The following is a 17,812-nucleotide window of genomic DNA, read 5'->3' as shown; positions in this document are numbered from 1 at the left end:
ATGCTAAGAATTTAGCATTTATGGCTTATGGCGGATTTACTGGATTTCGGCACGAAACCGCTTGCTGCGCTGTTGCCCGAGGCGATCGCGGCGAGGCTCAGCGCCGCCGCCTCGGTCATCGAATATGATGACGGGGAGACGATCCATTCCCGGGGCGATGTCAAACCGGGTCTCTCCATCATCCGCTCGGGCGCGGTGCGGTTTGCAATCCCGGGCGCCGACGGAACGTATTCGACCACGTCGATTCTCGGCCGCGGTCATTGTTTCGGCGAAGCGACCTTGTTCGCCGGTCTCCCGCGCGCCTATGACGCCATCGCGATCGGCAAAACGGTGATTGAACAAATCGCCAAGCCGCGTTTCGATCGCATCTTCGATGAAGAACCGGCGCTGGCGCGCGCGCTCGTCATCGCAATGACGATCCGGCTTTATTCCGTACTCGACTTTCTCGACGATGTGCGGCGCCTGCCGCTGGATGTGCGCACGGCGAAAGTGATCGCCACTATGGCGAGTTCATCAAAGCAGAAGAAGGAAATCGAGTGCAGCCAGACCGATCTTGCGTTCACGCTCGGCGTTAGCCGCGTTTCCATCGGCAAGGCGCTGGCGCGTTTGCAGGACGAAGGGCTGATCGAGCTCGGTTACGGGCGCATTGGCGTGCCGGACCGCAAAAGGCTTAACGCATGGGTTGCGGCGCGTCTTCCTGTGGAGCCGCTCCTGCGCGGCGATTAGCCCTACCTTCCGGAAAGATCTTGTTCAAACAGCCCGGCATATGCTTTTCCTGATCTTGAGCACGAGCGCTGTGACCGGTTTATGTCCTTGAAGGCCCGCAATCTGAAAAACAGCCCCGCCTTGGCGGGCGCTTTTCCGTGGGCGCGCTGCCTGCTTGTTGCGGCGATCGTCGCAGCCGCGCTGCGGGCGGTGACCCCTGTCGGCTACATGATCGGACATGACGAAGCCACAGGCCGGATCGCTATCACGATCTGTACTGGCACGGGTGAAAAGCCCGCCTTTTTCAATCCGGAAACAGGCGAAGTGACGGAAGACGACGGCGCCCCGGCGCCCGCAGTCAATGAAGCGGGCCAATGTCCTTTTGCGTCTTTCAGTCTGCTCTATGCGCCGGAAAATGCGCCTGACGATTTGGGGCTTCCGGCTGCTTTCGCGCAATCGCCCCTGTGGCGGGCCCAGTCTGTTTTTCACGACAGCCAAAGCGCCGTCTCGCCGCCGCCTTCGCGCGGTCCGCCGCTCCACGCCTGATCCGACATTTCCTTTTTGATCAGACAAAGCGCGACGCCAGTGAGGCGGATGCGCAATGGAGCATACAATGAAACCCTATCTGTTTTTGTCCGCGAGCCTCGCGGGCGTTCTGAGCCTTTGCAATGCGGCTCATGCGCAATCTTCTTCCGCCCTTGAAGACGTGATCGTGGTCACTGGTTCGCCGCGCAGCGCCATGACCGTCGATGCAACCGCCCCGGACTTTACGCCGGACGCGGGGCCCGATGCGGCCGGCATTGTGGCGCGCTTGCCGGGCGCCGCCTTGATCGACAATGGCGCGCTCTCCGGCCAGGTGCAGTATCGCGGCCTTTTCGGCGAGCGGCTGAATATCCGCGTCGACGGGCAGTCCTTCGCCTCGGGCGGTCCCAACATGATGGACCCGCCGCTTCACTATGCGCCGGCGCCGCTGGTTGGCGTCATTGTCGTCGATCGCGGCGTCAGTCCGGTGCGCAACGGTCCCGGTCTCGCCGGGGGCGTAGACGCGCAGTTCAAGCGCGTCGGCTTTACGGACGGTTCGGACTTCAAGCTCGGTTATGACGCGACCGCGCTCGCGCGCAGCGTCGATGAAAGCTACGCGGCAGGCGGCGTCCTTGGCGCCGCTAACGAGACCTATCGTTTTCATATTCTCGGCTCTTATGAAGACGGCGGCGATGTGGAGTTTCCGGGCGGAACGGTTGCGTCGTCATCGCACAAACGCGCCGTCTACGGCGCATCCGCCGGAGCCAGGTATGGCGATCATGAAGTCGGTGTTGATGTGCGCCGTCAGAAGACTGGCCCCACGGGCAACCCGCCATTCCCCATGGACATCCGATATTTTGAAACGGATTTCGCCCGCGCCACATGGAACGGCGCCTTTGGCGGGGTCAAATTCGAAAGCGCGTTCTCCATCGCGGATGTTGAGCACGCCATGAACAATTTCGACCTGCGTCCGGCGCCGGCGGACCCGGCGCGGTTCCGGGAAACCCTGGCCGCAGCGCGCACGCTCTCCGGGAAATTCGCCATCATCCTTCCGGCGGCGGGCGGCGATCTGCGCCTCGGCGCCGATATGGAGGATGCGGACAAGGATGTTACGATCACCAATCCCAACAACCCGAACTTCTTCATCAACTCGCTTGCCGACATTGAAATGCAGAGAAAGGGTGCCTTCGCCGAATGGACCGGCGCATCGGGCTGGCTCAATGCGGAGCTCGGGCTTCGCGCCGATTTCCATCATGCGAGCGCCGGCGAGGCGACGCTTGGCCCCGCGCTGCCCATGGGGCCGGTCAATCTCGCCAACGCGTTCAACGCCGCCGACCGCGAATGGGACAAGACCACGGTGGACGGCGTGATCCGGCTTTGGACCGAGGAGGCCAATGGCGTCTCCTGGCGCCTGACGCTCGCGCATAAGACCCGCGCGCCGGGCTATGTGGAGCGGTTCTCCTGGCTGCCGACGGAGGCGAGCGGCGGCCTTGCCGACGGCAACATCTATGTAGGCGATCTCGATCTCCGCAGCGAAACCGCCTGGATTGCGGAAGCGGGCGCCGACTGGCGCGGCGATAGCTTCTATCTTCGGCCGACGGTCTTTTATCGCCGCATCGACGATTACGTTCAGGGCGTTCCTTTCGACGCAACCGTCGGGGTGACCGACAGCCCGCAGGAAATGGTCGCCGCGATGAATGGCGATCCGACGCCCTTGCGATTCGCCAATGTGGATGCGGAGCTTTATGGTGTTGATGTGGATGGCGGCGTTTCGCTGACGGATCATCTGCGCCTTGACGGCGTCATCTCCTATGTGCGCGGCAAACGCCGCGACATTGACGATAATCTCTACCGCATCTCACCGCCTCATGCGTCGCTGGAGGCGACGTATGAGCGCGCGAGTTGGTCGATGAGCGCAGAAACCATTCTGGTCGCCGATCAGAACAAGGTATCCGCGACCAACAGCGAACAGGCGACGAACGGGTATGCGCTGTTCAATCTGACTGGCGATATCGACCTTGCGGAAGGCGTCTCGCTAACTGCCGGCGTTACGAATTTATTCGACAAGGACTATCGCCAGCATCTCGCCGGCTATAACCGCGTCGCGAATTCGGATGTCGCCCTCGGGGAAAGACTGCCCGGCAATGGCCGCGGCGCCTTTGTCCGTGTGCATCTTTATCGCTAAGCTTCTGGCGGGGCGGCGTGAAGCCGCCCCGTTTTTCAGGTGAGACATTTTGTCTTCAGCCGATAGCGCTGGATTTGCGCGTATCGCCCGTTACAGACGATCAATAGGAATAATTGCAGCGATAACGGGGCGCGAGATGAGTGAGAACCAGGCAATAAAGCAGAAAAAGCCGGCGCGGCGGAGCGGGGGATATCTTTTTATACCCAAGAAGCTGCAGCGGCCGGATATACTTTTATGGCTGCGGCGGAGCCACGCCTGGACAGGCTTTTACGGCGCGTTATTTTTCTTTGTTCTTGGCCTCACCGGATTCTATCTCAATCACCGCACGGCGATCATGCATATCGAAGGCGGGACCGTGAAAGAAGTCGCGTCCCTGTCCGCTCCGGTGGAGCCGGGATTGATCACCAGCGAAGAAGCCCTTGCGGCTTGGATGCAGGAAGCGTTCGCCATCGACGCCGAACCGTCGCGGGGGCGGGGACGTCGGGGAGGGCCCGTCTCTTTCGGCGGACGAAGAGCGGAACAGGCGCCGGTGTTTACGGTGTCTTTTCGCGGCCCCAACGCCGTCATTACCGGAGAATACGAGCTCGGGGCCAACCGCGTGACGGTGAAGCGCACGAACTCCAGTCTCCTGAAAGCGCTGGTCGACTTGCATAAGGTCGTGGGCGTCAACAAGCTCTTTATCCTGATCATGGACACGATGGCGGGCGCCATGATGTTCATGGTGCTGTCCGGCGTTTTGTTGTGGACCCGTCTTCATGGGCCGCGCCTCGCCGCCGCGGGCATTCTCGGCGCGGTTGCGGTTGCGACGGCGTTTGCGCTATCGGGAACATTGATCGGCTGGGCGGCGCCGTAATTTGCGCTCCAGGCAAGATGAGGGAGCTTTCTCCATGACAGACGACGCCCTGCTGGCGCGACTTGAAAAACTTGAGGAGCGCTCGGCATTTCAGGAGCAAACCATCGACGATCTCTCCCATGCGCTGACCGAGCAGTGGAAGCTGCTGCAAAGCTTCAAACGTGACGTCGCGCGGCTGACCGACGAATTGAAAGCTTTGGAAGAGGCCGTAGGTGACACCGGTCATCGCGAACCGCCGCCGCCCCATTACTAGCCTTCCGCCGGGAACTTTCGCCGGACCTGCCTGTTTGCCCGGCATGCGAAAACTGGTTTCACTTACAATGACGGCGATCGCCCTCGGAGAGGGGGCCCTCGCTATTAGGCGGTTTCTGAGGAAGCTTCGCGTGAACCGGATGATGGCTGAAGGCGCCATGGAAGTCCGTACGCCGGACGGCAACACGGTGATCTACAAGCCTGTAAATGAAAATGGCGACTGCGCAGATACTGTCGCAGAAGCCAAGGGCTCAACCCCGAAGCCGCATCAGGACAAGCCCAGCCAGATGGGGCTTGCCTAACTCTCTCGGATTTTCCGCCTAGATTTTTTGATTGTACTCGCCGACTTCCGGATGCTTGCGCAATTCCGCATCCATTTCCTCGAACATTTTTTTCATATTCGCTTCAGAGGTCGGGCTTTCGATCACCACCACCAGCTCTGGTTTGTTCGATGATGCGCGGATGAGGCCCCAGGTGCCGTCCTCCGCCGTAATGCGCACGCCATTGACGGTGACGACGTCGCGGATTTTCTGGCCGATGATCGTGCCGCCGGATTTCGCGCGCTCTTCGAGCGACTTCACCACCTTTGCGACCACATCGTATTTCTTCTCGTCGTCGCAATGGGGCGACATGGTCGGCGAAGACCAGGTTTTCGGGAGCGATTTGCGGAGATCCGAAAGCTTCTTGTCGGGATTGCGGTCGAGCATCTGGAGAAGCGCGATGGCGGCCACAAGGCCGTCGTCATAGCCGCGGCCAATAGGTTTATTGAAGAAGAAGTGGCCGGATTTTTCAAAGCCCGCAAGGGCCCCCATCTCGTGGCTCTTGCGCTTGATGTAGGAATGACCCGTCTTCCAGTATTCGGTCTTGGCGCCGTTTTCGATAAGCACCGGATCAGTGACGAAAAGCCCCGTCGATTTCACATCTACGACGAATTGCGCGTTCGGATGCAGCGCGGAGAGGTCGCGGGCGATCAGAACCCCGATCTTGTCCGCGAAAATTTCCTCGCCCTCATCGTCGACGACGCCGCAGCGATCGCCGTCGCCGTCAAAACCGAGCGCCACATCGGCGCCGTGCTCCTTAATGGCTGCCTGCATGGCGTGGAGCATCTCCATGTCTTCCGGGTTCGGATTATAGCGCGGGAAAGTATGATCGAGCTCCGCATCCATGGGAATGACGTCGAGCCCCATGCGCTCCAGCGTTTCCGGCGCATAGGCGCCCGCCGTGCCGTTGCCGCAGGCCGCGATGACTTTCATCTTGCGCGAGAAGGAGACGCCCTCGACGAGATCGGCGATGTAGCGCTCGCGCAGGCCCTCCACATATTTATAGGCGCCGCCGGGGAAGACTTTGTATTCGCCATTGAGAACGATCTCCTTCAACCGCCCCATTTCTTCAGGGCCGAAGGTGAGGGGGCGCGCCGCGCCCATTTTGACGCCGGTCCAGCCGTTTTCATTGTGGCTCGCCGTCACCATGGCGACGCAGGGGATGTCGAGATCGAACTGCGCAAAATAAGCGACCGGCGACAGCGCGAGACCGATGTCGTTGACCTCAATGCCGGCGGTCATCAGCCCAACGGTGAGCGCCTGTTTGATTGACGTCGAATACCCTCGGAAATCATGGCCGACGACGATGCGCGGCTCCTTGCCCATCTCGCGGATCAGCGTGCCGAGGCCCTGTCCCAGCGCCTGAATGCCGAGGAGGTTGATCTCTTTCTCGAACACCCAGCGGGCGTCATATTCCCGGAAGCCGGTGGGTTTGACGAGCGGGGTCACTTCATAGGCGAGCGTGTTGGAGACGAGATCGGCGCGGGGCGCGGGCAGCATGAGCATATCCTTCGAAATCTGACTTTGCGCCGCACAATAGAGCCCCCGGCGCGACGCGCAAGCGGCAAAGAATCCTAACAGAATCAGTGACAAGGGCGCAGCGGTTGCGCATAGTCGCTGGCGGCATAAAAGGGGCCGGTTTGGGACAGGACCGGCGGCGCAGGGGCCGGGGCGGCGGTTGAGGGGTTCATGGATTTGCCGGAGCAATTGAGCGAGATCGGTCTGCGCGGCCAGAGCGCGATCGGGCTCGTCGCTTTCATTTTCATCGCCTGGCTCTTTTCAAGCCAGAAAATGCGCTTCCCGTTTTTTGCGGCGGTCTGGACCGTGGCGGCGCAGATCCTGATCGCCGCTTTCCTTTTGTATCAGCCATGGGCGCGGGCTGGGCTCGCCTCGCTGCAAACCGTTGTCGAAGTGCTGCAGGCCGCGACCCGTGAAGGCACGACTTTCGTGTTCGGCCATCTCGGCGGCGGCGAGACGCCGTTCGAAGTAGTGAATGAAGGCGCGATGTTCAGCTTCGCCTTCGGAGCCCTGCCGCTTGTGATCTTTTTCTCAGGCCTGTCGGCGGTAATGTGGCACTGGGGGATTTTGAAGATTTTCGTGCGCGGTTTCGCCTTTCTCCTCGAAAAGGTGTTTCGCGTCGGCGGCGCCGTAGCGCTGTCATCGGCGGCGAATACGTTTCTCGGTCAGACCGAGGCGCCGCTTCTGATCCGTCCTTATCTTTCAAAAATTTCGCGTCCGGAAATGCTGATCGTCATCACGGGCGGTTTTGCGACCGTCGCCGGATCAGTGATGGCGGTGTTTGCGACGATCCTCGCCAATGTCAGCCCGTCCATTCTCGGCCACATCATCGTCGCGTCGATCATCTCCGTTCCTGCGGCGATCCTGATGGCGCAAGTGATGATGCCCGAAGACAAGGGCGTCACGCCGACGCCGGTCGAGGCGGCGGACGATTTCGGGTATGGCGGCACCATGGACGCCTTCATGCGCGGCGTCACCGATGGGCTCGGGCTTTATCTCAACATTCTCGCCTCGCTGATCGCCTTTATCGCAGCGGTGGCGCTGATCAATATCATCCTGACCGCGCTGCCGGATGTCGCCGGCGCGCCGATCACGCTGGAGCGCATTCTCGGCTATGTATTTGCGCCCTTCATGTGGCTTGCGGGCGTCCCTTGGTCGGAAGCGCTGGCGGCGGGCGAGTTCATGGGGCTCAAAACCGCGCTCAATGAGTTCGTCGCCTATTTGCGGCTCGCACAGGTCGAGCCCGGCGTATTCTCGGAACGCTCCATGCTCATCGTCATCTATTCGCTTTGCGGCTTTGCGAATTTTTCGAGCCTCGGCATCGTCATTGGCGGGCTGACGGCCCTCGCGCCCGACCGGCGCAAGGATGTCATCGATCTTGCGCCGCGCGCGCTCATCGCCGGCACGCTGGCGACCTTAATGACGGGCGCCGTGATCGGCCTGATCTGGGTCGGGTGATGTCATCTGCGAAAACAGGACGATGCCATTGCGGCAAGGTGACGTGGGAGGCGGAGCTTCCCGACGAGATCGTCGCCGACGAATGCAATTGCTCCATGTGCGACACGGTGGGGTTCCTGCATGTCATCGTCCCGCGCTCGAAATTCCGGCTTTTGACCGGCGACGAAAATCTCACGGAATACCGCTTCAACACCGGAACGGCGCGGCACTGGTTCTGCAAGACTTGCGGCGTCAAATCTTTCTATATTCCGCGGTCGAACCCCGACGGCTATTCGCTCAATCTGCGCTGTATGGATCGCAGCCAGTTCTCAAAAGTCACCATTCAGCCTTTCGACGGCCAGCATTGGGAGGCGAACGCCGGCAAGCTCGCGCATTTGTCAAAGAGCTAGGGCTTTTCCATCGCGCCAAAGGCGTCCAGTTTCGCCGCGCATGAGTAAAAAACCGGAATCGCTGCCCAAACTCCTCAAGGAAATCCGCGCCTGCCGCCTTTGCGTCGAGGCGCCGAAAGGCGCGCCTTTGCCTCATGAGCCGCGTCCTGTCCTGCGCGCCTCGTCGAAAGCGAGGCTGGCGGTCTTCGGCCAGGCGCCGGGCAATCTGGTTCATCAAAGCGGCAAGCCGTTCACCGATCCTTCGGGCGTGCGCTTGCGCGAGTGGATGGGCGTCACCGATGAAGAATTCTACGACGAGAAAAAAATCGCCATCATTCCCATGGGGTTTTGCTTTCCGGGTTACGACGCCAAGGGCGGCGACAAGCCGCCGAGAAAGGAATGCGCGCCGCTTTGGCGCGAACGGCTGATGGCGGCGCTGCCAAACCTTGAAACCATGATCCTTGTGGGCGGCTATTCGCAGAAATGGCATCTGGGTGATGACGCAAAAGGCACGCTGACCGAGACGGTTGAGAACTGGCGAGATTATGCGCCGCGTTATTTTGCGACGCCGCACCCGTCCTGGCGCAACAATGTATGGCTTAAGAAGAATCCCTGGTTCGACACGGAGCTGCTGCCAGTCCTGCGCAAGCGGGTGCGGGCGCTGTTAAAATAATCAGCGCCTGTAATTCAGCCAGTCGTCGATGCGGGCGAAAATAACGAACAGCACCGAAAGGATGATGAGGATCAGAAGCGCGAACTGCACCTGCGCTTCGACGGCGTGAACCTCGTGCTTTGACGGCCGGTCGGGCACCTGAATCATCTCTCCCGTTTCGCCATTTTCAGCGGCTCCCGGCTGATCCGCAGACGGAGAGTCTGTTCCGGCGGGCGGTTTTTCCGTCGCGCCCGCGCCGTTTTCGATATTGGTCTCGATCTGATCGAGTTCGTCGGCCGTGTCCTTGCCCAAGGTAGAGGCCGCGACCCCGGCGCCGCCGGCGATGGTGGCGCCCTGAACCGTCCTGCTCTCGGCGACATTTCCACGGCGCGGAGAATCCTCGATCGGTGTTGCGCGAGAATTTTCGTCGATCCGTTCCGGGTCGCGCACTTGCGGGGTTTCGGTCGGCGTCAAAAACAGCGCCTTTTCCGCGGCCCGGCGCCGGGTGAGCCCGAGAACTTCGCGCAACACGCCGCCGACGGTCGCCTTGTTCCACCACGTCAGCGCGTCTGCGGCGCCGACGCGATCGCCCCGATTCAGGCGCTTCAGCGCTGTCGAGCTGCGAAAGGCGTTTATCCCGACATTGTAGACGAAGCTGACCAGCGCATCGAATTCATTCTGGTTGAGCGGGACTTTGACGGCGCTTTCCACGCCTTGCTCGCGGGGCTTCAGATCACGGCGGAGGAGTTCCTCGGCGTCGCGCTCGCTGATCTTCATGCCCGGCTGCACGTCCGGGCCGGTATGGCCATAGCCGATAGTCCAGATCCCGGCGATATCCTGATAGGCTTCGAGCTCCAGCCCCTCGAACCGCTTGATTAGCTCAACCCCGTTCTCAGAAGTTTTCACGACAGACTCCCACACCCCGCTTCTGTGTACCCAGCTTAACCGTAAAAGGCGGCGAAAAGTAGGACATCAGGGGCGGAAAATGGTTCCTCTGAGAGGTTCCTGAGAATAGCGGGAATTTCCGCCGCAATATGAAAGGCTTAGAGACCTGAGCCCGCATTCTGTGCGAGGGCGTGGCGCAAGCCTTGCGCGATCACATCCCGGTGGGGTTGGCCGTGAAGAGGAGTTAGGCGCGGTGTTGCAAGGGAAAGTCCGCGTCAGCGGCGCCGTGGAGGAGGGCGCGCTGGCGTGCGGCGCGGGCCTCGAAGCGTGCGGTGATGGTGCGCAGCCGGATCAGGAGCGCCTCGTCGACCGCAGCCATGCCGCCCCGGTCGGCGGCGACGGCGCGGATAGACTGGGCGTAGTCGGCGGCGAGACGCGCCTTTTCCGCCTGTAACGGCGCGGCGTCTTCGGGACGGTTTTCTTCAAGCGCCACGTTTTCTTCCTCGAAGATGAGGTTCAGCGCCTCAGTGATGTCGATCAGGGCTTCGATGCGCTCGTCCGCGCCGCCGGTAAGGCCGATTTCCGGTGCTGTTGCAAAGCTGTTCATCGTCCAAGCTCCTGACGCCATGTTCCGCAGCAACCGAAGGACGGGCTCACATCATCCGTACCCTGATTTTAACCGCCGCGAAGCTATGGCCTGCGGCCGGTTTGCGCCGCGCCGCGCCGTTTTCTTTGTCTATGCCGGCCCGTCATCGCCGGCGCCTGGAAGGGCGCGCCGGCGGGGCCAAGCTTCTCCTATACAAAGCCCGCAAGAACAAAGGCTTGCGCATATAAATCGAATTGTCTGCAGTTGAGGGAGAAGGCGGGAGGCCCCCCTGATTTCAGGGACGGGTCAGAAATGTTGCGGCGCAGCGAGCCTGGCCCTCCCGGAAGCGGGCCGGAGGGTTCTGGGATGGTTGGGCAACTGAAAATCAAGATTTCAAAAATATGACATTCCGCGCCGTTTGGACGAGGTCAAATGCTGCTTGAGCCGCCGGGACAGCGCCGTTATAGAGAGCCGCGACTCGGGGGCCCCGGAGAGTGGAGTTTGGGGTCCCGACTTGGGGACGTGTTAGTTGGGAGAAAGCCATGTCGGCGTCCGAGATCGATGAGTACCGCCCGTCTGAAGACGAACCTTTCATGAATGACCGTCAAAAGGAGTATTTCAAAAAGAAGCTCCTCTCCTGGAAACAGGACATCCTGAAAGAGAGCAAAGGCACGCTGACCAATCTTCAGGAAGACGACAATCATCTGCCTGACATCGCCGACCGCGCGTCGAGCGAAACCGAAAAGGCGCTGGAGCTCAGAACCCGCGACCGCCAGCGCAAGCTGATCTCGAAAATCGACTCCGCGCTGCGCCGGATCGAAACCGGGGAATACGGCTATTGCGAAGAAACCGGGGAGCCCATCGGCGTGCGCCGTCTCGATGCGCGGCCCATCGCGACGCTTTCCCTCGAGGCGCAGGAGCGCCACGAGCGCGAGGAAAAAGTCTACCGCGATGACTAGGCTTCCGGTCCGGTCGTGAGCGCCGGATTGCTCATCCGGCCTTTCGACCAGGCGGATCGTTTGAGGCTGCAAGAAATTCTCGAAGCGGCGTTTGCGCCGGTCTTTGCGTCCTTCCGCAACATTGTCGGAGAAGAGATCGCCGCCATTGCATTCGCCGCGGCGGAGAAGGAGCAGGCCGAGCTTCTCGACAAGCTTTGCGCCCCGGAATCTGGCCGCGAACTCTACGTCGCTGAACGCCATGGGGAGATCGCCGGATTCTGCGCGGTTTCTTTCGACCGGGAAACGATGATCGGCGAGATCGACCTGAACGCCGTTCACCCGGACCATCAGGGCGAAGGGCTCGGCGAACGCATATACGCCTTTGCTCTTGAGCGCATGAAGGAAACGGGGATGAAAATCGCGACCGTCGGGACGGGCGGCGACGAGGCGCACGCCCCGGCGCGGCGGGCTTATGAAAAGGCCGGTTTCACGGCTGCGATCCCGTCCGTTTATTATTACAAATTGATATAAAAGCTGCGCATAAAGTTGCTTTGGCGCCGCTTGCGGCGAGCCTTTCGGTCGCCTATGTTCATGCCGCAATTTCTGTTTTGGGCCGCAGCCGAACCGCGGCCGACCTAAGCGCCGAAAGCATCCTGCGAGAGCATCAATGCCGGGGCGCCACTGTCTGCTAGACTTCGACTTTCCAAGACATGAGTTTGCACTAACCCGGCCGCCTTTCGGGGCGGCCAATAGCCTGCGGGCCTTTCGTTTCGCAGGCGCGCCTTATGTCAAAGGAGACGAATGATGGCGACTGGTACGGTTAAATGGTTCAACGGCCAAAAAGGCTACGGCTTCATCCAGCCCGACGACGGCGGCAAGGACGTGTTCGTCCACGCGACCGCTGTTGAGCGCGCGGGTCTGCCGCCGCTGGTCGAAGGCCAGAAAATCGGCTTTGAGATTGTGACCGATCGCGGCAAAGCCTCGGCCGGCAATCTTCAAAAAATCTAAACCGGTCTCCGGTTAGAAAAGAAAACGGCGCTCGAAAGAGCGCCGTTTTTGTTTTGCGATTTCAGATCTTTCCTGTTTCCGGTCGCGGGGAATTGCGCAGGACCCAGCGAAATAGAGAAACAGCGCCCTTAAAAATCCTGGCGCAGGACGAGGGCGGTGGCGGCGAGCGCGCCCGCCAGCATGAAAACGGCCAGAAGATGCGGAGACAGACCCGCCGCCGCCATCTCGGGCGCTGTTTCGCTTAGGGCCGGCGCAATGGCCGTAGCGACGCTCATGAACTGAGAGGCCGCGAAGGCTGCGCCGAGACCGCCTGCGAAGGCGACAATGCCGAGCCGCGCACGCCGCTTCGCGCCGAGTTTGAAGAGGATGCGTTCGGCGAAGCGGTCGCGCTCGAGCCGGGCCGCCAGCGCGTCAAAATCAGTCTTCAAAAGGTCTTCGATTTCATCAGACGACATAGTGGGGTCCTTTTGCTGGTTGCGGTCGAGGAGCATCCGGTTCGGAAGACGTTTCCGCCGAGAGCATGGCCCGCATCTTCTCTCTGGCGCGCGCCACATAGGTTTTGACGGAGCCGAGCGGCGCCGACAACGCTGAGGCGGCTTCGGTATGCGAAAAACCGGCGGCGTCGCAGAGAAGGATCGCGGCGCGCTCCATCTCGTCGAGTTGACTTAAGGCCCGTCGGAGATCGAGCGATAGCCCTGTTTGAAGGGCGCCGGCCTCGGGCGCCGCGTTCTCTTTCAAGGCCCCTTCAAGCCGCGCGGCGGCCTTTGCCTTGCGCGCATCCTGCAGAAATTCGCGATAGGCGATGGCGTAAAGCCAGGAGCGGAACGACCCGCCGCCCTTGAACCCGGAAAGACCGGCATGGGCTTTGATGAATGCGTCTTGCGCAATGTCGTCGGCGAGGGAGGCGTCGCCGCAGAGACGAACAAGAAACGCGCGCAGCCGCGCCTGATGCCGGCGGACGAGCGCCGCGAAGGCGCGCTCGTCCTGAGCCGCCTTCGCCAGCGTTACGAGTTCGATGTCTGTCGGCTCCATGAAGTGGAGACCTCCCGCGCGTTCGGCGCCTAGACCGTTGGCTCTCTGGGCGCGAAAAAGTGAAACGCCACATAGGCAAGGCCGACGAGACCGGGGAAGGACGCGACGCCGATCATCGGGCCGACCGCTTCCTGATCGTCGACGAAGACGCCGAGTATCATGAACGCCGCGGCGACCGCGATCAGAATGATGCCTTTGCGGAGGTCCGCATAGGGGCCGACATTGTCGCGGATGATCGCTTCCACCAGCGCGGCGTCCACCGTGCCGGTCTTTTCGATGGCCACCTTGATCGCGTCGTAGACCACCGTCCGCTTTTTATAGCTGAAATAGAAGGCCGATATGACGATTGCGGCGAGGGAGCCGAAAACCACCATGGGGATGAGAACATCTTCGCCCATAACTCACATTCCTTTTCTTTGCTTTCCGGCGTTCGCCGCCGGGATTGTAGCTATGAGATGCGCCCATAACCCCCTTTGGATGTCGCTCGCCGCGATTTTCCGCTCCAAAGCGGCGAAACGACCGGATTTCAAGGCGAAAGGGGCGGTTTCAGGCCGTCAGGCGGGCCCTGCCGCAGCGCGTCAAAAACCGGTTGAAACCCTAGGAGACTCCGCTATGAAGGCCCATGGAGCGACGCAATTCCTCATCGAAACCGCCTGCGAAACGCAGGAAGCGCGCGAAAAAGACCAACATCGCGACAACGGCGCTTGGCGCTGAGCCTGAAAAGCGCTCGCGCAAGAAGGATGCGCCGCAGGCTGGCGGCAACGAGCCGCGCCAGCTTCGCGTCAATGTGAAGACCGCCAGAAAGCGCGATCTCGCCTCGACCCTGTGGCTCGACCGGCAATTGAACGACCCATATGTGAAGCGCGCGAAGGCTGAAGGATGGCGGTCGCGCGCCGCGTTCAAGCTCCTCGAAATGGATGAAAAGCACCGGCTGCTGAAGCCGGGCGGCCGCATCGTCGATCTCGGCTGCGCGCCCGGCGGCTGGCTGCAGGTCGCGGTGAAGGCCGTGGGCAAAAAGGGCAAGGTCGTCGGCATCGACTATCTCCATGTGCCCGCCGTGCCCGGCGCCGACATTCTCGAAATGGATTTCCTCGAGGAGGAAGCGCCGGACAAACTGAAAGCGATGCTCGACGGGCCCGCGGATGTGGTGCTCTCCGACATGGCGGCGCCGACCACAGGCCATCAGTCGACGGACCATTTGCGCATCGTCGCGCTCGCCGAAGTCGCGCTCGATTTCGCCGAAGACGTGCTTGCGCCCGGCGGGGCGTTCGTGTGCAAGGTTTTCGCCGGCGGGGCGGAGGGCGAGCTCCTGACGCGCCTCAAAAAGAATTTCGAGACCGTGAAGCATGTGAAGCCGAAAGCGTCGCGCTCGGACTCGGCGGAGAAATATGTGGTGGCGACGGGCTTTAGGGGGCGTTCATGAAAATCTGGATTTCTTCCTTGCGGGACGTTCACGACGCGCATGCGGCGGCGGGGTCTGCACACATCATCAGCCTCCTGTCGCCGGGCTCCGACTTTCCAAGTTTTGAAGGCTTCGGCGATGACCGGCATATGCGGGTCGAGGTGCATGACATTCTCGCCGACATGGGCGAGCGCGACGCGCCGGGAGAACGTCACGTCGAAACCGTAATCGGATTTCTGAAAAACTGGACGCCGGACGATCCCTTGCTGGTGCACTGCTGGGCCGGGATGAGCCGGTCGACGGCGACCGCCTATATCGCCGCCTGTCTGCACAACCCTCACGCCGATGAAGAAGAGATCGGCATGGCCCTCGCCGCCGCGTCGCCCACGGCGTTTCCGAATACGCGGATCGTCGCCATCGCCGATGACATGCTGGGTCGCGGCGGGCGCATGGCGAAAACCGCCGAGGCGATCCGCAAGGATGAAGCGCGCCTCGCCGAAATTTACAGGGTGCAGGAAGCCTCGCCCTTTTTCATTCCGTCCCGCTACGGACATAGATCATGAAAGAGGATGTGCAAAAAACGGAACGCGACAAGATTGACCCTGCGTGGGAGCAGGCGACAAAGCTGTTTGCGACCCCGAAAGCCATGCGTCCGCGTCTGAGCTGGCTGAGCGGCGTCAGCGTGGATACGGGCGCAGACCGCATCCAGCGTCTGCTGCGCCAATCCCGCAAGAGAGTGCTTTACGATCTTCTGAATGGACTTGAAGGCGCCGCGCTGCGCTGTTTCCTCCAGCGCACAGAAATAAATCTCGAGCGCGCCGCGGCGGCGCTGCGTCTCAATCTCGTCGTCAATATATCCGTGCCGGTTGGCGCGCTGGTTCTTCTCAATCAGCTCTTTCCGGCGGTTGTCGCCAATTTCGTGGACGACTACGGCATGGGGGCGTTCATCAACTTCGTGATCTGTCTGCTGATCCTGGTGTTGCTGAGCATCTGGTATTCCTATTGCGCGGTGACGCAGGCGCGCGATCTCGCGCATCTCACCAGGCTTTATGTTTCTCGCCATTTCAGTACGACCGGCGCCCATGCCGACTATGATGACGAACCGCTTAACCCAGTAGAACTCGCCTGAGGAGGGAGTAATGAATATCCGTGAAGCGCTGACATTCGACGATGTGCTCCTGGAGCCTGGCGCGTCCGAAGTGATGCCGTCGGAGGTTGATGTGCGCGCAAGGCTGACCCGCACGATCACGCTCAACATCCCGATCCTTTCCTCCGCCATGGATACGGTGACGGAAGGGGAGATGGCCATCGCCATGGCGCAGAATGGCGGCATCGGCGTGCTCCACCGCAATCTTTCCGTCGACGAGCAGGTGGAGCATGTGCGCCGGGTCAAACGCTTCGAGAGCGGCATGGTGGTGAACCCGTTGACGCTGACGCCGGATGACAGCCTCGCGACCGCGCAGGAGATCATGCTGGAGAAAAACATATCCGGCTTTCCGGTGGTCGAAAATCGCGACGCCAACGGCGTCGGCAAGCTGGTGGGCGTCCTGACCAATCGAGACATGCGCTTTGCGCGCAATCTCGACCAGCCGGTTCGCGATCTGATGACCGCGGTGGATCTCGTGACGGTGAAACCCGGCGCGACGCAGGACGAAGTGCGCGCGCTCTGTCACAAGCGCCGCATCGAGCGCGTCGTTGTCGTCGATGACGATTACCGCTGCGTCGGCCTCATCACTGTCAAGGACATGGAAAAGGCGCAGAAATATCCTCTCGCCTGCAAGGACGCCGAGGGGCGCCTGCGGGTCGCGGCGGCGTCTTCCGTGGGCGATGCAGGTTACGAGCGCATCGAAGCGTTGATCGACGCCGGCTGCGACGTCATTGTTATCGACACGGCGCATGGCCATTCCTCGAAAGTCGTGGACCAGGTGGCGCGTGTCAAACGCGCCTCCAACGCGACGCAGGTCATCGCCGGCAATGTCGCGACTTATGAGGCGACGAAGGCGCTGATCGACGCCGGGGCCGATGCGGTGAAAGTCGGCATCGGCCCGGGCTCCATCTGCACGACGCGCATCGTCGCAGGCGTCGGCGTGCCGCAACTCACCGCCGTGATGGACGCCGCGCGCGCCGGACGCGAAGCGGGCGTTCCCATCATCGCCGATGGCGGCGTCAAATATTCCGGCGACATGGCGAAAGCGCTCGCCGCCGGCGCCGATTGCGTCATGATCGGTTCGCTTCTGGCGGGTACGGACGAAGCGCCGGGCGAGGTCTTTCTCTATCAGGGCCGGTCCTACAAATCCTATCGCGGCATGGGCTCGATCACGGCGATGTCGCGCGGCTCCGCCGACCGCTATTTCCAGGCGGATGTGAAGGAGCAGATGAAGCTCGTGCCCGAAGGCATCGAGGGCAGGGTGCCGTATAAAGGCCCTATCGGCCCGATCCTGCACCAGCTTGTCGGGGGCGTCCGCGCCTCCATGGGCTATGTCGGCGCGCCGTCGATCCTCGAAATGCAGAAACGCGCCAAGTTCGTGAAGATCACCAATGCAGGCCTGAAGGAAAGCCACGTTCACGACGTCGCCATCACCCGCGAAGCCCCGAATTATCCGACGCCGAACTAAACAAGTCTGGGGGGCTTGGACAGAGTCTGACTGCGCTTTAGTGCAAATGAAATTCGCTTGAAGACAAGGATTAGCGCGCCGGCGCCCCGCAAGACGCATTCAAAACGCCGTGAAAATCGAATAGTCTCGTGCCGGGCAGGCCGGGGCGTCGCGTGAGCCGGCAAGGGGGCCCAAGGAATTGCCAAGAAAGAAGACTTAGGGAGTTTACCGATGAAAAGATCATTCGTTCTCGCGGGCGCCATGGCGCTCGTCGCCAGCGCCGCGCTCGCCAGCGACTCGCAGTCGGCCTGCGAGGAATTTGCCGCTAATAACGGCGTTCCGGCGGAGCCTTGCGCCTGCATCGCCGACGCGGTGTCGGGCCATGCTGACCTTCAGGCTGAGCAGCTCGCGCTTGTCACCATGGACGATTACGAAAATTCCTCCGCGGAACTGCGCGCCGCCATCGAGCCCTGTCTCGACGAATAGGCGCAGCGCCTCTTTCATGCGCCGCGATTTGTCCGTAAAGGGACCGAT

At 61.3% G+C, this 17,812-nt stretch carries 22 protein-coding genes and 1 pseudogene; 17 read left to right on the top strand and 6 right to left on the bottom strand.

Features of this window, described 5'->3' with window-relative positions:
* Window positions 1–27 precede the first annotated feature (27 nt).
* The 6 genes from ACQY5P_RS04980 (at window position 28) to ACQY5P_RS04955 (ending at window position 4,819) form a co-directional block, all read left to right on the top strand.
* On the top strand, window positions 28–726 hold the full coding sequence (locus tag ACQY5P_RS04980) for a Crp/Fnr family transcriptional regulator (protein ID WP_428409742.1): 699 nt from the start codon (window positions 28–30) through the stop codon (window positions 724–726).
* 81 nt (window positions 727–807) lie between these two features.
* Window positions 808–1,251, top strand: coding sequence for a hypothetical protein (locus ACQY5P_RS04975; protein WP_428409741.1), 444 nt, complete (start codon window positions 808–810; stop codon window positions 1,249–1,251).
* 67 nt (window positions 1,252–1,318) lie between these two features.
* The gene (locus ACQY5P_RS04970) at window positions 1,319–3,412 is read left to right on the top strand and encodes a TonB-dependent receptor (protein WP_428409740.1); all 2,094 of its coding nucleotides are present in this window, start codon (window positions 1,319–1,321) and stop codon (window positions 3,410–3,412) included.
* Window positions 3,413–3,548: 136 nt separating this feature from the next.
* Window positions 3,549–4,265, top strand: a complete 717-nt coding sequence (locus ACQY5P_RS04965; RefSeq protein ID WP_428409739.1) for a PepSY-associated TM helix domain-containing protein — start codon at window positions 3,549–3,551, stop codon at window positions 4,263–4,265.
* A 34-nt stretch (window positions 4,266–4,299) separates the two neighbouring features.
* Entirely contained in the window at window positions 4,300–4,518 is a 219-nt protein-coding gene (locus ACQY5P_RS04960) for a SlyX family protein (RefSeq protein WP_428409738.1), read from the top strand.
* 130 nt (window positions 4,519–4,648) lie between these two features.
* Entirely contained in the window at window positions 4,649–4,819 is a 171-nt protein-coding gene (locus ACQY5P_RS04955; protein ID WP_428409737.1) for a hypothetical protein, read from the top strand.
* 18 nt (window positions 4,820–4,837) lie between these two features.
* Here the strand turns inward: ACQY5P_RS04955 and ACQY5P_RS04950 are convergent, their stop codons facing one another.
* The gene (locus tag ACQY5P_RS04950) at window positions 4,838–6,337 is read right to left on the bottom strand and encodes a phosphomannomutase/phosphoglucomutase (protein ID WP_428409736.1); all 1,500 of its coding nucleotides are present in this window, start codon (window positions 6,335–6,337) and stop codon (window positions 4,838–4,840) included.
* 189 nt (window positions 6,338–6,526) lie between these two features.
* On the opposite strand from ACQY5P_RS04950, the gene ACQY5P_RS04945 reads away from it, so the two are divergent.
* From ACQY5P_RS04945 to ACQY5P_RS04935, 3 genes are read left to right on the top strand one after another with little or no spacing between them, the layout of a single operon-like run.
* On the top strand, window positions 6,527–7,813 hold the full coding sequence (locus ACQY5P_RS04945) for a NupC/NupG family nucleoside CNT transporter (protein ID WP_428409735.1): 1,287 nt from the start codon (window positions 6,527–6,529) through the stop codon (window positions 7,811–7,813).
* The gene (locus ACQY5P_RS04940) at window positions 7,813–8,202 is read left to right on the top strand and encodes a GFA family protein (RefSeq protein WP_428409734.1); all 390 of its coding nucleotides are present in this window, start codon (window positions 7,813–7,815) and stop codon (window positions 8,200–8,202) included. Before ACQY5P_RS04945 ends, ACQY5P_RS04940 begins: the two co-directional genes overlap by 1 nt.
* Window positions 8,203–8,242: 40 nt before the next feature.
* A complete protein-coding gene (locus tag ACQY5P_RS04935) occupies window positions 8,243–8,854 on the top strand; it encodes a uracil-DNA glycosylase family protein (protein ID WP_428409733.1) in 612 nt (203 codons plus the stop codon).
* A gap of 447 nt (window positions 8,855–9,301) precedes the next feature.
* On the opposite strand, the pseudogene ACQY5P_RS04930 reads toward ACQY5P_RS04935, so the two are convergent.
* A pseudogene (locus tag ACQY5P_RS04930) lies at window positions 9,302–9,739 on the bottom strand (lysozyme); the annotation flags it as partial.
* Between the two features lie 223 nt (window positions 9,740–9,962).
* The gene (locus ACQY5P_RS04925; RefSeq protein WP_428409732.1) at window positions 9,963–10,325 is read right to left on the bottom strand and encodes a hypothetical protein; all 363 of its coding nucleotides are present in this window, start codon (window positions 10,323–10,325) and stop codon (window positions 9,963–9,965) included.
* 521 nt (window positions 10,326–10,846) lie between these two features.
* Between ACQY5P_RS04925 and dksA the strand changes: the two genes are divergently transcribed.
* The 3 genes from dksA (at window position 10,847) to ACQY5P_RS04910 (ending at window position 12,250) form a co-directional block, all read left to right on the top strand.
* Window positions 10,847–11,263 (top strand): RNA polymerase-binding protein DksA, encoded by a 417-nt coding sequence (dksA, locus tag ACQY5P_RS04920; protein ID WP_379881283.1) that lies wholly within the window; start codon window positions 10,847–10,849, stop codon window positions 11,261–11,263.
* Between the two features lie 15 nt (window positions 11,264–11,278).
* Window positions 11,279–11,773, top strand: coding sequence for a GNAT family N-acetyltransferase (locus ACQY5P_RS04915; RefSeq protein WP_428409731.1), 495 nt, complete (start codon window positions 11,279–11,281; stop codon window positions 11,771–11,773).
* A 273-nt stretch (window positions 11,774–12,046) separates the two neighbouring features.
* Window positions 12,047–12,250 (top strand): cold-shock protein, encoded by a 204-nt coding sequence (locus ACQY5P_RS04910; protein ID WP_428410633.1) that lies wholly within the window; start codon window positions 12,047–12,049, stop codon window positions 12,248–12,250.
* Between the two features lie 128 nt (window positions 12,251–12,378).
* Here the strand turns inward: ACQY5P_RS04910 and ACQY5P_RS04905 are convergent, their stop codons facing one another.
* From ACQY5P_RS04905 to ACQY5P_RS04895, 3 genes are read right to left on the bottom strand one after another with little or no spacing between them, the layout of a single operon-like run.
* Window positions 12,379–12,705, bottom strand: a complete 327-nt coding sequence (locus tag ACQY5P_RS04905) for a hypothetical protein (RefSeq protein WP_428409730.1) — start codon at window positions 12,703–12,705, stop codon at window positions 12,379–12,381.
* The gene (locus ACQY5P_RS04900) at window positions 12,695–13,282 is read right to left on the bottom strand and encodes an RNA polymerase sigma factor (protein ID WP_428409729.1); all 588 of its coding nucleotides are present in this window, start codon (window positions 13,280–13,282) and stop codon (window positions 12,695–12,697) included. The genes ACQY5P_RS04905 and ACQY5P_RS04900 overlap by 11 nt, the downstream gene beginning before the upstream one ends.
* A gap of 29 nt (window positions 13,283–13,311) precedes the next feature.
* Entirely contained in the window at window positions 13,312–13,680 is a 369-nt protein-coding gene (locus ACQY5P_RS04895; RefSeq protein WP_428409728.1) for a DUF6249 domain-containing protein, read from the bottom strand.
* 224 nt (window positions 13,681–13,904) lie between these two features.
* Here ACQY5P_RS04895 and ACQY5P_RS04890 point away from each other — a divergent pair, with 224 nt between their 5' ends.
* From ACQY5P_RS04890 to ACQY5P_RS04870, 5 genes are all read left to right on the top strand, one after another.
* A complete protein-coding gene (locus ACQY5P_RS04890) occupies window positions 13,905–14,705 on the top strand; it encodes an RlmE family RNA methyltransferase (RefSeq protein WP_428409727.1) in 801 nt (266 codons plus the stop codon).
* The gene (locus tag ACQY5P_RS04885; protein ID WP_428409726.1) at window positions 14,702–15,247 is read left to right on the top strand and encodes a tyrosine phosphatase family protein; all 546 of its coding nucleotides are present in this window, start codon (window positions 14,702–14,704) and stop codon (window positions 15,245–15,247) included. The genes ACQY5P_RS04890 and ACQY5P_RS04885 overlap by 4 nt, the downstream gene beginning before the upstream one ends.
* Window positions 15,244–15,813, top strand: a complete 570-nt coding sequence (locus ACQY5P_RS04880; RefSeq protein ID WP_428409725.1) for a hypothetical protein — start codon at window positions 15,244–15,246, stop codon at window positions 15,811–15,813. Before ACQY5P_RS04885 ends, ACQY5P_RS04880 begins: the two co-directional genes overlap by 4 nt.
* Before the next feature lie 10 nt (window positions 15,814–15,823).
* Window positions 15,824–17,299 carry an IMP dehydrogenase gene (guaB, locus tag ACQY5P_RS04875; RefSeq protein ID WP_428409724.1) on the top strand — a complete coding sequence of 492 codons (1,476 nt, stop codon included), beginning with the start codon at window positions 15,824–15,826 and terminating at the stop codon, window positions 17,297–17,299.
* A 210-nt stretch (window positions 17,300–17,509) separates the two neighbouring features.
* Window positions 17,510–17,764 carry a hypothetical protein gene (locus tag ACQY5P_RS04870; protein WP_428409723.1) on the top strand — a complete coding sequence of 85 codons (255 nt, stop codon included), beginning with the start codon at window positions 17,510–17,512 and terminating at the stop codon, window positions 17,762–17,764.
* The last annotated feature ends 48 nt before the right edge of the window (window positions 17,765–17,812 follow it).

The organism is Hyphococcus sp. (genome assembly GCF_965267305.1).
GTDB lineage: Bacteria > Pseudomonadota > Alphaproteobacteria > Caulobacterales > Parvularculaceae > Hyphococcus.
The sequence above is the reverse complement of the archived record's forward strand: the minus strand, read 5'-3'. Positions and strand labels throughout refer to the sequence as shown.

Coding starts and splice junctions, on each gene's coding strand:
- ACQY5P_RS04980 (WP_428409742.1), top strand. CDS start 28: ATGGCGGATTTACTGGATTTCGGCACGAAACCGCTTGCTGCGCTGTTG.
- ACQY5P_RS04975 (WP_428409741.1), top strand. CDS start 808: ATGTCCTTGAAGGCCCGCAATCTGAAAAACAGCCCCGCCTTGGCGGGC.
- ACQY5P_RS04970 (WP_428409740.1), top strand. CDS start 1,319: ATGAAACCCTATCTGTTTTTGTCCGCGAGCCTCGCGGGCGTTCTGAGC.
- ACQY5P_RS04965 (WP_428409739.1), top strand. CDS start 3,549: ATGAGTGAGAACCAGGCAATAAAGCAGAAAAAGCCGGCGCGGCGGAGC.
- ACQY5P_RS04960 (WP_428409738.1), top strand. CDS start 4,300: ATGACAGACGACGCCCTGCTGGCGCGACTTGAAAAACTTGAGGAGCGC.
- ACQY5P_RS04950 (WP_428409736.1), bottom strand. CDS start 6,337: ATGCTGCCCGCGCCCCGCGCCGATCTCGTCTCCAACACGCTCGCCTAT.
- ACQY5P_RS04945 (WP_428409735.1), top strand. CDS start 6,527: ATGGATTTGCCGGAGCAATTGAGCGAGATCGGTCTGCGCGGCCAGAGC.
- ACQY5P_RS04940 (WP_428409734.1), top strand. CDS start 7,813: ATGTCATCTGCGAAAACAGGACGATGCCATTGCGGCAAGGTGACGTGG.
- ACQY5P_RS04935 (WP_428409733.1), top strand. CDS start 8,243: ATGAGTAAAAAACCGGAATCGCTGCCCAAACTCCTCAAGGAAATCCGC.
- ACQY5P_RS04925 (WP_428409732.1), bottom strand. CDS start 10,325: ATGAACAGCTTTGCAACAGCACCGGAAATCGGCCTTACCGGCGGCGCG.
- dksA (WP_379881283.1), top strand. CDS start 10,847: ATGTCGGCGTCCGAGATCGATGAGTACCGCCCGTCTGAAGACGAACCT.
- ACQY5P_RS04910 (WP_428410633.1), top strand. CDS start 12,047: ATGGCGACTGGTACGGTTAAATGGTTCAACGGCCAAAAAGGCTACGGC.
- ACQY5P_RS04905 (WP_428409730.1), bottom strand. CDS start 12,705: ATGTCGTCTGATGAAATCGAAGACCTTTTGAAGACTGATTTTGACGCG.
- ACQY5P_RS04900 (WP_428409729.1), bottom strand. CDS start 13,282: ATGGAGCCGACAGACATCGAACTCGTAACGCTGGCGAAGGCGGCTCAG.
- ACQY5P_RS04895 (WP_428409728.1), bottom strand. CDS start 13,680: ATGGGCGAAGATGTTCTCATCCCCATGGTGGTTTTCGGCTCCCTCGCC.
- ACQY5P_RS04890 (WP_428409727.1), top strand. CDS start 13,905: ATGGAGCGACGCAATTCCTCATCGAAACCGCCTGCGAAACGCAGGAAG.
- ACQY5P_RS04885 (WP_428409726.1), top strand. CDS start 14,702: ATGAAAATCTGGATTTCTTCCTTGCGGGACGTTCACGACGCGCATGCG.
- ACQY5P_RS04880 (WP_428409725.1), top strand. CDS start 15,244: ATGAAAGAGGATGTGCAAAAAACGGAACGCGACAAGATTGACCCTGCG.
- guaB (WP_428409724.1), top strand. CDS start 15,824: ATGAATATCCGTGAAGCGCTGACATTCGACGATGTGCTCCTGGAGCCT.
- ACQY5P_RS04870 (WP_428409723.1), top strand. CDS start 17,510: ATGAAAAGATCATTCGTTCTCGCGGGCGCCATGGCGCTCGTCGCCAGC.